The sequence below is a fragment of the Aerophototrophica crusticola genome, from assembly GCF_012913305.1.
GTDB classification, from domain to species: Bacteria; Pseudomonadota; Alphaproteobacteria; order Azospirillales; family Azospirillaceae; genus Niveispirillum; species Niveispirillum crusticola.
Map to the genome: position 1 here is coordinate 368,900 of NZ_CP051775.1, position 14,123 is coordinate 383,022.

The 14,123-nt window shown below is 69.2% G+C and carries 11 protein-coding genes and 2 tRNA genes; 10 read left to right on the plus strand and 3 right to left on the minus strand.

All coding sequences use genetic code 11. From position 1 onward, the window contains the following. Positions 1-162 precede the first annotated feature (162 nt). The 9 genes from HHL28_RS01750 (at position 163) to ptsN (ending at position 6,882) form a co-directional block, all read left to right on the plus strand. A tRNA-Leu gene (locus HHL28_RS01750) sits at positions 163-247 on the plus strand. Positions 248-357: 110 nt separating this feature from the next. Further along, positions 358-442 (plus strand) — tRNA-Leu (locus HHL28_RS01755). Between the two features lie 126 nt (positions 443-568). Continuing rightward, positions 569-1,180, plus strand: coding sequence for a ribonuclease D (locus tag HHL28_RS01760; protein WP_075771215.1), 612 nt, complete (start codon positions 569-571; stop codon positions 1,178-1,180). Between the two features lie 183 nt (positions 1,181-1,363). Then, positions 1,364-2,062 (plus strand): LPS export ABC transporter periplasmic protein LptC, encoded by a 699-nt coding sequence (gene lptC, locus HHL28_RS01765; RefSeq protein ID WP_075771216.1) that lies wholly within the window; start codon positions 1,364-1,366, stop codon positions 2,060-2,062. After that, complete coding sequence (locus tag HHL28_RS01770) at positions 2,059-2,982, plus strand: LptA/OstA family protein (RefSeq protein ID WP_404326262.1); 924 nt, start codon at positions 2,059-2,061, stop codon at positions 2,980-2,982. The genes lptC and HHL28_RS01770 overlap by 4 nt, the downstream gene beginning before the upstream one ends. Beyond that, positions 2,979-3,782 (plus strand): LPS export ABC transporter ATP-binding protein, encoded by an 804-nt coding sequence (lptB, locus tag HHL28_RS01775; RefSeq protein ID WP_075771218.1) that lies wholly within the window; start codon positions 2,979-2,981, stop codon positions 3,780-3,782. The genes HHL28_RS01770 and lptB overlap by 4 nt, the downstream gene beginning before the upstream one ends. A 282-nt stretch (positions 3,783-4,064) precedes the next feature. After that, the gene (gene rpoN / locus HHL28_RS01780; protein WP_075771219.1) at positions 4,065-5,606 is read left to right on the plus strand and encodes an RNA polymerase factor sigma-54; all 1,542 of its coding nucleotides are present in this window, start codon (positions 4,065-4,067) and stop codon (positions 5,604-5,606) included. Between the two features lie 120 nt (positions 5,607-5,726). Continuing rightward, positions 5,727-6,356 (plus strand): ribosome hibernation-promoting factor, HPF/YfiA family, encoded by a 630-nt coding sequence (gene hpf, locus HHL28_RS01785; protein ID WP_075771220.1) that lies wholly within the window; start codon positions 5,727-5,729, stop codon positions 6,354-6,356. Between the two features lie 67 nt (positions 6,357-6,423). Then, positions 6,424-6,882 carry a PTS IIA-like nitrogen regulatory protein PtsN gene (gene ptsN, locus HHL28_RS01790; RefSeq protein WP_075771221.1) on the plus strand — a complete coding sequence of 153 codons (459 nt, stop codon included), beginning with the start codon at positions 6,424-6,426 and terminating at the stop codon, positions 6,880-6,882. A 251-nt stretch (positions 6,883-7,133) separates the two neighbouring features. On the opposite strand, the gene metH is transcribed toward ptsN, so the two are convergent. The 3 genes from metH to HHL28_RS01805 all read right to left on the minus strand — a co-directional run bounded on the left by metH (position 7,134) and on the right by HHL28_RS01805 (position 13,300). Further along, entirely contained in the window at positions 7,134-9,836 is a 2,703-nt protein-coding gene (metH, locus tag HHL28_RS01795) for a methionine synthase (protein ID WP_169654577.1), read from the minus strand. A gap of 196 nt (positions 9,837-10,032) precedes the next feature. After that, the gene (locus tag HHL28_RS01800; protein ID WP_075771223.1) at positions 10,033-11,100 is read right to left on the minus strand and encodes a homocysteine S-methyltransferase family protein; all 1,068 of its coding nucleotides are present in this window, start codon (positions 11,098-11,100) and stop codon (positions 10,033-10,035) included. A gap of 136 nt (positions 11,101-11,236) precedes the next feature. After that, positions 11,237-13,300, minus strand: a complete 2,064-nt coding sequence (locus HHL28_RS01805; RefSeq protein WP_083699115.1) for a sensor histidine kinase — start codon at positions 13,298-13,300, stop codon at positions 11,237-11,239. 193 nt (positions 13,301-13,493) lie between these two features. Here HHL28_RS01805 and HHL28_RS01810 point away from each other — a divergent pair, with 193 nt between their 5' ends. Further along, positions 13,494-14,003, plus strand: a complete 510-nt coding sequence (locus tag HHL28_RS01810; RefSeq protein WP_083699121.1) for a pentapeptide repeat-containing protein — start codon at positions 13,494-13,496, stop codon at positions 14,001-14,003. Positions 14,004-14,123: the final 120 nt, after the last annotated feature.

Below are 14,123 nucleotides of genomic sequence, written 5' to 3' on the forward strand. Positions count from 1 at the left end.
CGGCGGGCTGTGGTTATATACAAGGGATTAAGGCCTTTCCAGCGTCGGGACTGACGCAGGACCAAGGGGCAGGGAAGCGGCGGGGACAGGCCGCCCGAAAAATGCAAAATCGGTGTTGACTCGCCTGGGGCGCCTCTATAAACACCCCGCTCACCGGACGACGCCCAGGTGGCGGAATTGGTAGACGCGCAGGTTTCAGGTACCTGTGCCGCAAGGCGTGGAAGTTCGAGTCTTCTCCTGGGCACCACTCCGTCGTCAGGTAACGCAAGTCGGGCCGCCGGTCATCGCGCGGCCCGATGCGTTTATAGAGTAGAGAGCAAGCGTATGGGTTAAGGGCCCCCGGGCCCGCTTGGCGACGCCCAGGTGGCGGAATTGGTAGACGCGCAGGTTTCAGGTACCTGTGCCGCAAGGCGTGGAAGTTCGAGTCTTCTCCTGGGCACCAACGTCGTCAAGTCATCGCGTTTCAGGCAAGGCCGCCGGTCCCCCGGCGGCCTGAAATGTTTCCGGGCCCTGCTTTCCCTGGCATGGGATTTGGGACCCGAGGGCTGACCAGACGGGGGAGCATGCCATGCCCATCGACCTTTACGACGGTGACCTTCCGGACGGGCTGGACCTTGGCCCCGTCGTCGCCATCGATACCGAGACCATGGGCCTGAACCCGGCCCGCGACCGGCTCTGCCTCGTGCAGCTTTCCTCTGGCGACGGCCGCTCCCACCTGGTGCAGCTCCGCCAGGGTCAGTATGACGCGCCGAACCTGAAGCGCCTGCTGACCGACCCGGCCACCCTGAAGCTGTTCCACTTCGCCCGATTCGACATCGCCGTGATGAAGGCCTACCTCGGCGTCGTCTGCGCGCCGGTGTACTGCACCAAGATCGCCTCCAAGCTGGTGCGCACCTTCACCGACCGGCACGGGTTGAAGGACCTGACGAAGGACCTGCTGGGGGTCGAGATCTCCAAGCAGCAGCAGTCCAGCGACTGGGGCGCCCCGGAGCTGACGGCGGAGCAGCTGAAGTACGCCGCCGCCGACGTGCTGCACCTGCATGAGCTGAAGGCCAGGCTGGACGTCATGCTGGCCCGCGAAGGGCGGACGGAGCTGGCGCGGGCCTGCTTCGACTTCCTGCCCACCCGCGCCCTGCTGGACCTGGGCGGCTGGGAAGACCCGGACATCTTCGCGCACTGACATCCCGACTGGCCGGGACGGGTCCCCGGCCCATCGGTTAGGTCCCAAGGGCGTGCGCGCCGTCACAGACGGGGGGCGCCCTTGGTCCAAAGGGGAAGAGCCCCCAGTTTGACCGCGGAATCGCCCGTCGGGTAAAGTCCCGGCGGGCATGGTGCCCGGAACAGTGAGCTTGACGCCTCAGGCATGACCGCCCCCACACCCAGCGACGGCGCCCGGCCCGACGACCCGACCGCCCGGGCCGAGCGGCATGCCGCGGCCGCGGCGGCCATGGCGCCGCGCCGGCGGGGCGGCCCGCGGGACCCCCACGCCCATACCCGCGCCGTGAACACGGCCAAGGTGGCCCTGCCGGCCCTGGCGGCCCTGGTGCTGCTGCTGGTGGGCGCCTGGCCCCTGGTCACCGGCGACCATGAGACCCGCAAGGCCGGCCCCGAATCCGGGGAGCTGGAGATGGTGGACGCCCGCTATGTGGGTACCGACCAGACCGCCCGGCCGTTCGAGGTGCGCGCCAACCGCGTGGTGCAGACCGGCCAGGGCGGCAAGCTGGTGGAGCTGGTGGAGCCGCAGGCGGAGATCACCCTCCAGGGCGGCGACTGGCTGAGCATCACCGCCGAGCGGGGACGCTATGACCAGACCAGCGGCCATCTGTCGCTGGAAGGCAAGGTGCAGTTCTTCCATGACGGCGGCTACGAGTTCCTGACGGACCAGGCCGAGCTGGACACCACCAAGGGCTTGGCCTGGGGTGACCGGCCGGTACGCGGTCAGGGCCCCTTCGGCGACATCGACGCGGGCGGCTTCCGCATCGTCGATGACGGCAATACCATCGTCTTCACCGGCAAGGCCCGCCTGCGGCTGGACGGCAACGGCACGCGGAGACCCGGATGAGCAGCCCCCGCCCGATGAACCGCATCCTGGCGCGCACCCTGGCCCTGGCCCTGCTTGGCGGCGGGATCGCGACGCTGCCGTTGGGCCTCCGCCCCGCCGACGCCCAGCCCGCCAGCCTGGAACTTGGCGGCAAGCAGCCGGTGGACATCACCGCCCAGGGCGGGTTCGAGTTCCATGACAAGGAAAAGGTGGCCATCGCCCGCGGCGGCGCCACCGCCGTTCAGGGCGACGTCACCCTGAAGGCCCGCACCCTGGCCGCCTATTTCCGGGAGGCGCCGGGCGGCGCGAACGAGGTCTACCGACTGGCCGCCGAGGGGGGCGTGGAGATCGCCAGCCCCGACCAGACAGCCTATGGCGAGCGCGGCGTGTATGACCTGGACAAGGGCGTGGCCGTGCTCAGCGGCGGCGACCTGAAGCTGGTGACGAAGCAGGACGTGGTGACCGCCAAGGACACGCTGGAATACTGGCGCGACCAGGACTTGGCCGTGGCCCGCGGCGACGCGGTGGCCGTGCGGGAGAACAGCCGCGTTCGCGCCGACCGGCTGGTGGGCCTGATGCAGGAGAACGCGGAAGGCCAAGTGGAGCTGACCCGCATCGACGCGGAGGGCAACGTGGTCATCACCACCCCGTCGGAGGTGGCCCGCGGTGACCGCGGCACCTATGACATCGGGCAGAAGGTGGCCATCCTGACCGGCAACGTGAAGATCACCCGCGGCCGCAACCAGTTGAACGGCAACGCGGCGGAGGTGAACCTGGAGACGGGGATCAGCCGCCTGCTGTCCAACCCGCCCCGCGCCGCCGGTGCCGCCGCCCCCGCGCCGGCGGACAGCGACCGGGTCCGCGGCCTGTTCATCCCGGAAAGGCAGTCCAAGCCCGCCACCACCCCGCCTGCCGGCGGTCAAGGGAGCAACCAGCCATGAAGCGCCCCAACGACGAGCAGCCCGCCGGCACCGGCGTGGCCGAGGCTGAGCGGCCGGGCCCGCGGCTGGTGGCCAACAACACCGGCCTCGTCGCCTCCAAGCTGGGCAAGTCCTACAAGGGCCGGCCGGTGCTGCGCGACGTCAGCCTGTCCGTGAAGCGGGGGGAGGCGGTGGGCCTGCTGGGCCCCAACGGCGCCGGCAAGACCACCTGCTTCTACATCATCACCGGCCTGATCCTGCCGGACTACGGCACCATCACCCTGGACGGGTTGGCGGTGACGGAACTGCCCATGTACCGACGGGCGCGGCTGGGCATCGGCTACCTGCCGCAGGAGGCCAGCATCTTCCGCGGCCTGTCGGTGGAGAACAACATCCGCGCTGTGCTGGAGGTGGTGGAGCCCAACCGCGACACGCGGGAGCAGATGCTGGACGAGCTGCTGGCGGAGTTCAGCATCACCCACCTGCGCCGCACCCCCGCCCTGGCCCTGTCGGGCGGTGAGCGGCGGCGCGTGGAGATCGCCCGGGCCCTGGCCTCCCAGCCCCATTTCATCTTGCTGGACGAGCCCTTCGCCGGCATCGACCCCATCGCCGTCAACGATATCCGCGAGCTGGTCAGCCATCTGCGGGAGCGGGGGATCGGCGTGCTGATCACCGACCACAATGTGCGCGAGACCCTGGACATCGTGGACCGCGCCTACATCCTGCACGACGGCAAGGTGCTGATGGAGGGCGAGCCGTCGGAGATCGTCGCCCACAAGGACGTGCGCCGCGTGTACCTGGGCGAGCGGTTCAGCCTGTAACGCCTCCCGGCCCATGCGACACATTCCCCCTCTCCACCGGGGAGGGGCGGGGTAGGGGGTCACGCTTTCCCCCGGGCCCCGGGCCGGGACGCGCCCCATATCCCCGGTTGTCCAAGCCGTTCCGGCCCCGCAACCGGTCTTTCCCCAACTGTCAAGTCATATCCTATGTCCGCGCAAAGGAATTGCGCGGGGGACGGCCCCGCGGGACTGTTGCGAAGCCGGGGCGGATACCCGTAGGGTGATGCGCATCGCCTTCCCCGGTTCGGTCACCACAGCAGTCCCATGGCCCTCCAGCAACGGCTCGATATCCGGCAGTCCCAGGCGCTGGTGATGACGCCGCAGCTCCAGCAGGCGATCAAGCTGCTGCAGCTCTCCAACATGGAGTTGGCGGATTACGTGGAGCGGGAGCTGGAGCAGAACCCGCTGCTGGAACGGGATGACGGCGACCGCTGGAAAGACGCCGCCCCCGACGGTGTGGACCGGGAGGACCCGGCCCCCGTCGCCGAGACGCGGGTGCGCGACACGGTGGACCTTGCCACCAGCGACCATATCGGCGCCGCCTCCGACGCGCCGCTGGATACCGACTTCGAGAATGTCTACAGCAGCTCCAGCGCCAGCGAGGTGGGGGAGCTGACGGGGTCCTACGCCGATGGCGGCGGGGAGGCGTTCGGTACCTGGTCCGCCCATTCCGGCAGCTTCGAGGACGGGGAGTCCAGCTTCGAGGCGACGCTGAGCGAGAAGCCGAACCTGCGCGACCACCTGGCCGAACAGGTGATGATGGACATCCTGGACCCGCTGGACCGGATGGTGGCCTTCATGCTGGTGGACCAGCTCGACCCCGCCGGCTACTTCACCGGCGACGTGGGGGAGATCGCGGACGATCTGGGCTGCCTGCCGGAGCGGGTGGAGGCGGTGCTGGGCCGGCTCCAGCGCTTCGACCCGCCGGGCATCTTTGCCCGCTCGCTGAAGGAATGCCTGGCGCTCCAACTGCGGGAAAAAGACCGGCTGGACCCCTGCATGCAGGCCTTGCTGGACAATCTGCCCCTGCTGGCCGCCCGCAACCTGAACCAGTTGCTGAAGGTCTGCGGCGTGGACGCCGAGGACCTGTCCGACATGGTGGCGGAGATCAAGGCGCTGAACCCCAAGCCGGCGCTGGCCTTCGACAGCGAGCCGGTGCAGACCCTGGTGCCCGACATCACCATGCGGGCCAACCCGGGCGGCGGCTGGGTGGTGGAGCTGAACACCGACACCCTGCCCAAGGTGCTGGTCAACCAGCGCTACCACGCGAAGGTCATGACCGGGGCCAAGGGCAAGGCCGACAAGGACTACATCGCCGAGTGCTTCCAGTCGGCGAGCTGGCTGGTGAAAAGCCTGCACCAGCGGGCGAACACCATCCTGAAGGTGGCGACGGAGATCGTGCGCCAGCAGGACGCCTTCTTCCTGCACGGGCTCCAGTTCCTGAAGCCGCTGATCCTGCGCGACATCGCCGAGGCCATCGGCATGCACGAAAGCACGGTCAGCCGCGTCACCACCAACAAGTTCATCGCCACGCCGCGCGGCGTTTTCGAGCTGAAATACTTCTTCACCTCGTCAATCGCCGGGGCCGACGGGCAGGCCGCCCACTCGGCGGAGGCGGTGCGTTACCGCATCAAAGCGTTGATCGATTCCGAGAAACCGGATGACACCTTGTCCGACGACAAGTTGGTTGAAATCCTCAGGGGTGAGGGGATCGACATTGCGCGACGAACGGTCGCAAAGTATCGTGAGGGGATGAAGATCCCCTCGTCAGTCCAGCGCCGCCGGGAGAAGGCACTTGGTTTGTAGCCACCCGCGCTGACCACGGCCGGATGACCACCCTCCGGGCTCCCCAGGCAGCATGCCCCAAGGCCGGCGGGCGAGGATCAGACCTCAAGGATCTCAGCGCCTTCGCAGAATAGGTTCATCATGCAGGTCACCGTCAAAGGCAAACAGCTCGATGTGGGCGATTCCCTCCGCACCCACGTGAAGGACACGCTGTCGGCCCTGGTGGGGAAGTATTTCGGCAACCCGATGGAGGCCACGGTCATCCTGTCCCGGGACGCCCACCTGTACAAGGCGGACATCCAGGTCCATGTGGGCCGGGGCATCCTGCTGCAATCCAATGCCGAGGCGACGGAACCCTACCCCGCCTTCGATGAGGCCGCGGACCGCGTGGCCAAGCGCCTGCGCCGCTACAAGCGCCGCCTGAAGGACCACCACAACCGCGCCACGGTCGCCGATCTCCCGGTCACGCCGGCGCGCAAGTACATCATCGAGGCTGCCGCGGACGAGGCAGACACCCTTGACGATTCCGGCGAAGACACCGCGGAGGCCTTGAATGGCGACGCGCACCAGCCCATCGTTGTTGCGGAGATGCAGACCAACATCGAGATGCTGACGGTGAGCGAGGCCGTGATGCGCATGGACCTCGCCGACCTGCCGGCCCTGATGTTCCGCAACCGTGCCCATGGTGGTCTGAACATGATCTATCGCCGCCCTGACGGTAATGTGGGCTGGGTAGACCCCACCGGCGCCGTGCCTGCCGCGCGGCCGTGAGCCCTTTGGCAGCCCCATGCCGTTGACCGCCCGAACCGTTCCCGCCTCCATTTCCCCTTCGGCCCCGATGAACGACCTGATCACGCCGGAGGGCATCCTCCCGAACCTGCGCGCCGGCTCCAAGAAGCAGGCGTTGCAGGAACTTGCCCGCAAGGCCGCGGAGGTGACCGGCCAGCACGAGCGGGCCATTTTCGACGTGCTGGTGGAGCGGGAGCGGTTGGGCACCACCGGCGTGGGGCGCGGCATCGCCATCCCCCACGGCAAGCTGCCGGGCCTGCCTGGCGTGCTGGCCATCTTCGCCCGGTTGGAAAAGCCGGTGGACTTCGACGCCATCGACGAACAGCCGGTGGACCTGATGTGCCTGCTCCTCGCCCCGGAAGGGGCGGGGGCAGACCACCTGAAGGCCCTGGCCCGGGTCTCCCGCCTGCTGCGGGACCCGGTCCTGTGCGAGAAGCTGCGCGGGGCGGAGTCGGCCGACGCCCTTTACGCCCTGCTGGCCCACACGGAGCAGAGCCACGCGGCGTGATTTACCGCGTCATGCAGGGCCCATGATGTCACCCCGGGCTTGACCCGGGGCCCTCGGGTCCGGTCGATGCAGGGCACCGAAAGCCCTTTTTCCTTTGTTCTCACCATCCGTGTCGGCCAACGCCGCGCACGAGAAGCCTCATCGGCTCCTTGTCCTGCACTCCGCTGCCGCCCCTTGGCACGTCCGCCTTCCCAAGGGCCCCGGGTCAAGCCCGGGGTGACCTCCAGCGATTTGCACCAAGCCGGCAGCCCTCACTCTGCCGCCACCTTCGCCACCCGGTCCTCGGCGTCCGGATCATAGTTCAGGTTGGGGGCCAGCCAGCGTTCGCAGGTGGCGAGGTCCAGGCCCTTGCGGCGGGCGTAGTCGGCGACCTGGTCGCGTTCCACCTTGCCCACGCCGAAATACTTGGCGTCCGGGTGGGCCAGGTACCAGCCGGACACGGCTGCCGTCGGCACCATGGCGAAGCTCTCGGTCAAATTGATGCCGGCTGCGGCGGGCACGTCCAGCAGGCGGAACAGGGTGGCCTTCTCCGTGTGGTCGGGGCAGGCGGGATAGCCGGGGGCGGGGCGGATGCCGCGGTATTCCTCGGCGATCAGCTGCTCGTTGGAGAGATCCTCCCCGGCCGCGTAACCCCACAGTTCCTTGCGTACCCGCTCATGCAGCCGCTCGGCGAAGGCCTCCGCCAACCGGTCGCCCAGGGCCTTCAGCAGGATGGCGCTGTAGTCGTCATGGGCCGCCTCGAAGGCCTTGGCCCGTTCCTCCAGCCCGTGGCCCGCGGTGACGGCGAAGGCGCCGACCCAGTCGGCCACGCCGCTGCCCTTGGGCGCCACGAAGTCCGCCAGGCACTGGTGGGCGCGGTCGCGGCCGGCCTCCCGCGCCATCTGCTGGCGCAGCATGTGCAGCGTCTCCAGCACGGTGCCCCGGTCCTCGCCGGTATACAGCTCGATGTCGTCGCCCACGCTGTTGGCGGGCCAGAAGCCGACCACGCCCTTGGCGGTCAGCCACTTCTCCCCAATGATCCGCTGCAGCATGGCCTGGGCGTCGTTGTACAGGGCGCGGGCGGGGGCGCCGACCTTGTCGTCCTCCAGGATGGCGGGGAAGTTGCCGTGCAGCTCCCAGGCCTGGAAGAAGGGCTTCCAGTCGATGCGGCTGGCCAGCTCGGCCAGGTCGTAATCCTCGAAGATGGTGACGCCGGGCTTCAGCGGCGTCGGCGCCTCATACCCAGCCCAGTCCAGCTTGGCGTGGTTGGCGCGCGCCTCCGCGATGGGCAGGCGGGCGCGGCCCACCTGGTTGCGGGCGTGGGCGTCGCGCATGCGGGCATAGTCGGCCTTGATGCCGGCCACATAGTCGGCCTTGTTCTCGCCGATCAGGTTCTGGGCCACGCCCACGGCGCGGGACGCGTCGATCACGTGGACGATGGGGCCGTGGTAGTTGGGGTCGATCTTAACGGCCGTGTGGACCTTGGACGTGGTGGCCCCGCCGATCAGCAGGGGCAGGTCCAGCCCGGTGCGCTCCATCTCCTTCGCCACGAACACCATCTCGTCCAGGGACGGGGTGATCAGGCCGGACAGGCCGATGATGTCCACCTTGTGCGCTTTGGCCTCTTCCAGGATGCGGGCCGTGGGCACCATGACGCCCAGGTCCACCACCTCGAAGTTGTTGCACTGGAGCACGACGCCCACGATGTTCTTGCCGATGTCGTGCACGTCGCCCTTCACGGTGGCCATCAGCACCTTGCCGGCGCTCTGGCTCTGCCCGCCATTGCCGTTGGCGGCCTTCTCCTCCTCGATGTAGGGCAGCAGGTAGGCCACGGCCTTCTTCATCACGCGGGCGGACTTCACCACCTGGGGCAGGAACATCTTGCCGGCGCCGAACAGGTCGCCCACCACGTTCATGCCGTCCATCAGCGGCCCCTCGATCACCGACAGGGGCCGCTCCGCCTGCTGGCGGGCCTCCTCCACGTCGGTGTCGATGTACTCGTCGATGCCGTGGACCAGCGCGTGGGTCAGCCGGGCCTTCACCTCCTGGCGGCGCCAGGACAGGTCCAGCTCCTTCTTCGCCCCGCCGCCCTTGTACTTGTCGGCCACTTCCAGCAGCCGGTCGGTGGCGTCGGGCCGCCGGTTGAGGATCACGTCCTCCACCCGCTCCCGCAGCTCGGCCGGGATCTCGTCATACACGGGTAGCTCGCCCGCGTTCACGATGCCCATGTCCATGCCCGCCGGGATGGCGTGGTACAGGAACACGCTGTGCATCGCGGCGCGCACGGGGTTGTTGCCGCGGAAGCTGAAGGACACGTTGGACAGGCCGCCGCTGACATGGGCGCCCGGGCATTCCCGCCGGATGATGCGGGTCGCCTCGATGAAGTCCACGGCGTAGTTGTTGTGCTCCTCAATGCCCGTCGCCACGGCGAAAACGTTGGGGTCGAAGATGATGTCCTCGGCCGGGAAGCCCACCCGGTTGACCAGGATGTCGTAGGACCGCTTGCAGATCTCCACCTTCCGCGCGCAGGTGTCGGCCTGGCCCTGCTCGTCGAAGGCCATCACCACCACGGCGGCGCCATAGCGGCGGATCTTCCTGGCCTGGGCGATGAACGGCTCCTCCCCCTCCTTCAGGGAGATGGAGTTGACGATGGCCTTGCCCTGGACGTTCTTCAGCCCTGCCTCGATCACGCTCCACTTGGAGCTGTCGATCATCACGGGCACCCGGGCGATGTCCGGCTCGCTGGCGATCAGGCGCAGGAAGCGGACCATGGCCGCCTCGCTGTCCAGCATCGCCTCGTCCATGTTGACGTCAATGACCTGGGCGCCGTTGGCCACCTGGTCGCGCGCCACGTCCAGGGCCGCCTCGTACCGGCCCTCCAAGACCAGCTTCTTGAACTTGGCCGAGCCGGTGACGTTGGTGCGCTCGCCGATATTGACGAAGGTCGCGGTGCGGGGGGCGGTGGTCTCGGTCATCGGGGCAAGGCTCTCGACCAGGATTGCAGGGCGCTGATGTCACCCCGGCCTTGAGCCGGGGCCCTTGGGAAAGCGGTGGTGCCAAGGGGCGGCAGCGGGGCAGGGGAAGGGGAAAAAGGGGCTTTCGGTGGCCTGCATCGGCGGTTCCCGGGGGCGCAGGGCCGGGGTGACCTCTGGTGCCTTGCAGGCCTGTTGGTCAGAACGCCGGCATGGTGAAGGGCTCCAGGCCCGACAGGCGCATCACCGGTTCCACCACGGCGGGCTTGCGCGGCTTGATGCCCTTCACGGCCTGGGCGATGGCCTTGATGTGGGGCGGGGTGGTGCCGCAGCAGCCGCCGACGATGTTCACCAGCCCGTCCTGGGCCCAGCCGCGCAGATGCTCCGCCGTCTGGTCCGGCGTCTCGTCATAGCCGCCGAACTCGTTGGGCAGGCCGGCGTTGGGGTAGGCCGACACGTACACGTCCGCCACCCGGGCCAGCTCCTGCACGTACGGGCGCATCAGGTCGGCGCCCAGGGCGCAGTTCAGGCCGATGCTGAAGGGGCGTACGTGCCGCAGGCTGTTCCAGAAGGCCTCTGTCGTCTGGCCCGACAGCGTACGGCCGGACCGGTCGGTGATGGTGCCGGAGACGAGCACCGGCAGGGCCAGGCCCAGCTCCTCCAGCACCTCATCCACGGCGAACAATGCTGCCTTGGCGTTCAGGGTGTCGAAGATGGTCTCCACCATCAGCAGGTCCGCCCCACCGTCGATCAGGCCGCGGGTCTGCTCCGCGTACGCCGCCCGCAGCTCGTCGAAGTCCACGTTGCGGAAGCCGGGGTCGGTCACCACGGGGCTGATGCTGGCCGTGCGGTTGGTGGGGCCCAGCGCGCCGGCCACATAGCGCGGGCGGGACGGGTCCGCCGCCTCCGCCTCATCCGCCGCGGCGCGGGCCAGGGCGGCGCCGGCCTTGTTCAGCTCGTACGCCAGCTCGGCCATGCCGTAATCCTCCAGCGAGATGCTGGTGGAGTTGAAGGTGTTGGTCTCAATGATGTCGGCGCCGGCGGCCAGGTACTGGGTGTGGATTTCCTGGATGATGTGCGGCTGGGTCAGGCTCAACAGGTCGTTGTTGCCCTTCACGTCCCGCGGCCAGTCCTTGAAGCGCTCCCCGCGGTAGTCCGCCTCTTCCAGCTTGTGGCGCTGGATCATGGTGCCCATGGCGCCGTCGATCACCAGGATTCGCTCACGCGCGATCTCCGGCAGCTTGGCCAAGCGTTCGGCACGGGTCATGAAGAGGCCTCCGACCAGGAAATACGGGAGGGCCGGGACGCATCGCGCCCAGCCCAGGCCGGTATCTAACACCGGGGCATCAACGCATGCAAACATAAAGATGTCTTTATGTGATGGCCCGGGTTGGTCGCCCGCCTCAGCCGGCACCCCCGGGCAACAGCCGCAGGGTGAAGCGGGTGCCCCCGCCGGGCCGGTCCTCCGCGCCGATCACCCCGCCCAGGGCGCCGGTCACCAGATTGTAGGCCATGTGCAGGCCAAGGCCGGTGCGGCCATCACGGCGGCCGGTGGTGACAAAGGGCTCGAACAGCCGGCCGCGCACCTCCGCGGGCAGGCCGGTGCCGTCGTCCTCCACGGCCAGGGCCACCCGGTCCCCGTCCGGGGCCGCCGACAACCGCACCGTGCCGCCCCGGCCGGGCGGGAAGGCATGGGAAAGGATGTTGGACAGCAGCTCGTCCAGCACCTGCCCCAGGACGCCCGGGTTGCCCCGTACCTCCAGCCCCGGCGGCACTTCCACCTCCAGCCGCACGCCCGCATTGCGCAGGCGCGCTTCCTGCGCTGGCAGCAGCTCCGACAGGAATTCAGGCAGGTCGAAGCGGCGGTGCGGCCCGCCCTCCGGCTCCCCCGCCACCTGCTTGAAGCTCTGCACCACCGCCGCCGTGCGGGTCACGTTGACGGTCAGCAGCGTGGATGCCTCCCGCAGGTCCTGCAGGAAGGTGGCGAAGGCCGTGCGGGTCACCTTGCCGGACTGCAAGGCCCTCTCCAGCTCATCCACCTGCTGGGTCAGGTGGGAGGTGGTGGTGAGGGTGATGCCCAGCGGCGTGTTCAGCTCATGCGCCACGCCGGCCACCAGCCGGCCCAGGCCCGCCAGCTTCTCGGACTGGACAAGCTGGCCCTGGGTGGCGCGCAGCTCCTCCACGGCTTGACTCAGGTGCCGGGTGCGGTCGGCCACCTGGGCTTCCAGGTCGCGGTTCAGGGCGGCCAGCCGGTCGTTCAGCCGGTTGGCCTGGTCCAGCAGCCGGCGCAGGCGGTCGAACAGCAGGGCGCCCTGGATGAACAGCATCAGGCAATAGCCCGCCTCCACCACCCCGGGGAAACCCAGCCGCAGCACCAGCGCCAGGTTGGCCAGGGCCAGAACCGCCCAGGCCAACCCCATGGGCAACGCCAGACCCTGGCCCGACCGCCAGGCACGCCACGCCACCAGGGCCAGGGTCAGGGCACAGGCAGCCAGGGCCAGCCCCGCCGTCCGGGTCAGCAGCCCGGGGTGGGACAGGGTCCAGAAGGACGCCACCGGCACCGCCAGGCTCAACAGCGCGGCCGGCGCCATCCAGCGCCAGCGCACATGGCCGGGGAACAGCAATTGGGCGCTGGCCAGGCAGGACAGCCAGACGCCTGGGAACATCCAGTTGTTCACCTGCGCCAGGGCCTGGCCGGAAATCTCACCCGCCAGCAGGCTGCCCAACGGGGTGTTGCTGGTCACCTGCACCAGGGCGATGGACAGGGACATGCCGGCGAAGGCCAGGCAGGCCCGGTCGCTGGGCCGCAGCAGGAACAGGATCAGGTACAGCAGCCCCATGGAGCCGCACAGGCTGAGGAACGCCGCCCGCAGCGCCAGCTCCGCCTGCCAGGAGTCGAACAGCGTGTCCGCAGGCCCCAGCAGCAGGGGCTGGGTCATGCCGCCATAGCCGCCGAAGGCCGCCACGCGGACCAGGATGTCCAGCTCCGTCCCGCCGCCGGGCAGGGCGGCCAGCGCCTTCTGACCCGCGGTGTGGGTCCCGCCCGCGGTCAGGCCGGCCCGGCCGGTGTGCAGGGTGGGGCGGCCGTTGACGGCGACCTCCCAGGCGATGAAGCGCTGGGCCTGCCGCAGGGCCAGGGGCGGGGCGTCGGCGGGCAGCAGCACCCGCAGGCGATAGGTGCCCACCCCCTCACCGGGCAGGGGCTTCCCGCCCACCGACAGGGAGGTCCAGCGCCCCGGCACCGCCAGCAGCGTGCCGTCGCCCGGCGGGGGCTGCCCAGGGTCCAGCAGCCTGCCGGGCCAGAAGGACCAATCCCCCACCAGCCGCACCGGCCCGTCCCGGCCGAAATCCCAGCCGCGCAGGTCCAACACCCCGTCCGCGGCCCGGGGTGGCGGGGTGGCCGCCAGGGATGCCGGCCCGGCCAACACCGTCAGCAGAAATGCCAGAAGGCCGATGATGACCCGCATCCGTCCCACGCGAAACCGGTCCCGCAATCCGGGCGACTGTGGGGCAGGCCGGGCTTCTTCGCAAACGTGTATTGGTTCAGGTCCGGCATGGCAGACCGGCAGGTGGCACCCCCTGGGAAGCCATGGCCCCCCACGGCCGGGGTGGTGCCGGAATTACGTTGGCAAACGGGGGCTTGATCCCTATCTCTTGCGCATGCCGTCCCGCCCCGCGCCCCGCCGCGCCCTGCCCATCGCCCTTGCCCTGACCCTCATCGCCGCCCCGGCCTGGGCGGCGTGCACCGATCCGGCCGGGCCCGCCGTCAATTGGCGCCGCTGCTACCATGACGGGCGCGACCTCAAGGGGGTGGACATGTCCGGCGCCATGCTGCGCGAGGCCACCTTCCAGCGCAGCGACCTGTCCGGCGCCACCCTGCAGAAGGTGGACGGCTACCGGGCCAAGTTCTTCAGCGCCAAGCTGCTGGGCACGGTCCTGGACGAGTCCCGCCTGATCGAGGCGGACTTCACCCGCGCCGACCTGTCCGGGGCCAAGTTGCGCGGGGCGGACCTGCGCAATGCCAAGATGGTGGACACCATCCTGAAGCAGGCGGACCTGACCGGGGCGCGGCTGGACGGCACGGACCTGCGCAATGCCGACCTGTCCGGCGCCACCTGGACCGACGGCAAGCGGACCTGTGCCACCCCGTCCGTGGGCCAATGCAACTGACCAAGTCGTTGCGCAAACCTTAAACCATCGAAAGGACAAGGGCGGCGGCCCTTGGCGAAGTGCGAACTTGGGCCTATGCTGTTCTGTATAGGCCGGGTGGATGCGTGTCCCGGCCGGCGC

Bases quoted from the DNA above. Each gene is read 5' to 3' on its own strand.
- HHL28_RS01760 (WP_075771215.1), top strand. From the start codon at position 569: ATGCCCATCGACCTTTACGACGGTGACCTTCCGGACGGGCTGGACCTT.
- lptC (WP_075771216.1), top strand. From the start codon at position 1,364: ATGACCGCCCCCACACCCAGCGACGGCGCCCGGCCCGACGACCCGACC.
- HHL28_RS01770 (WP_404326262.1), top strand. From the start codon at position 2,059: ATGAGCAGCCCCCGCCCGATGAACCGCATCCTGGCGCGCACCCTGGCC.
- lptB (WP_075771218.1), top strand. From the start codon at position 2,979: ATGAAGCGCCCCAACGACGAGCAGCCCGCCGGCACCGGCGTGGCCGAG.
- rpoN (WP_075771219.1), top strand. From the start codon at position 4,065: ATGGCCCTCCAGCAACGGCTCGATATCCGGCAGTCCCAGGCGCTGGTG.
- hpf (WP_075771220.1), top strand. From the start codon at position 5,727: ATGCAGGTCACCGTCAAAGGCAAACAGCTCGATGTGGGCGATTCCCTC.
- ptsN (WP_075771221.1), top strand. From the start codon at position 6,424: ATGAACGACCTGATCACGCCGGAGGGCATCCTCCCGAACCTGCGCGCC.
- metH (WP_169654577.1), bottom strand. From the start codon at position 9,836: ATGACCGAGACCACCGCCCCCCGCACCGCGACCTTCGTCAATATCGGC.
- HHL28_RS01800 (WP_075771223.1), bottom strand. From the start codon at position 11,100: ATGACCCGTGCCGAACGCTTGGCCAAGCTGCCGGAGATCGCGCGTGAG.
- HHL28_RS01805 (WP_083699115.1), bottom strand. From the start codon at position 13,300: ATGCGGGTCATCATCGGCCTTCTGGCATTTCTGCTGACGGTGTTGGCC.
- HHL28_RS01810 (WP_083699121.1), top strand. From the start codon at position 13,494: ATGCCGTCCCGCCCCGCGCCCCGCCGCGCCCTGCCCATCGCCCTTGCC.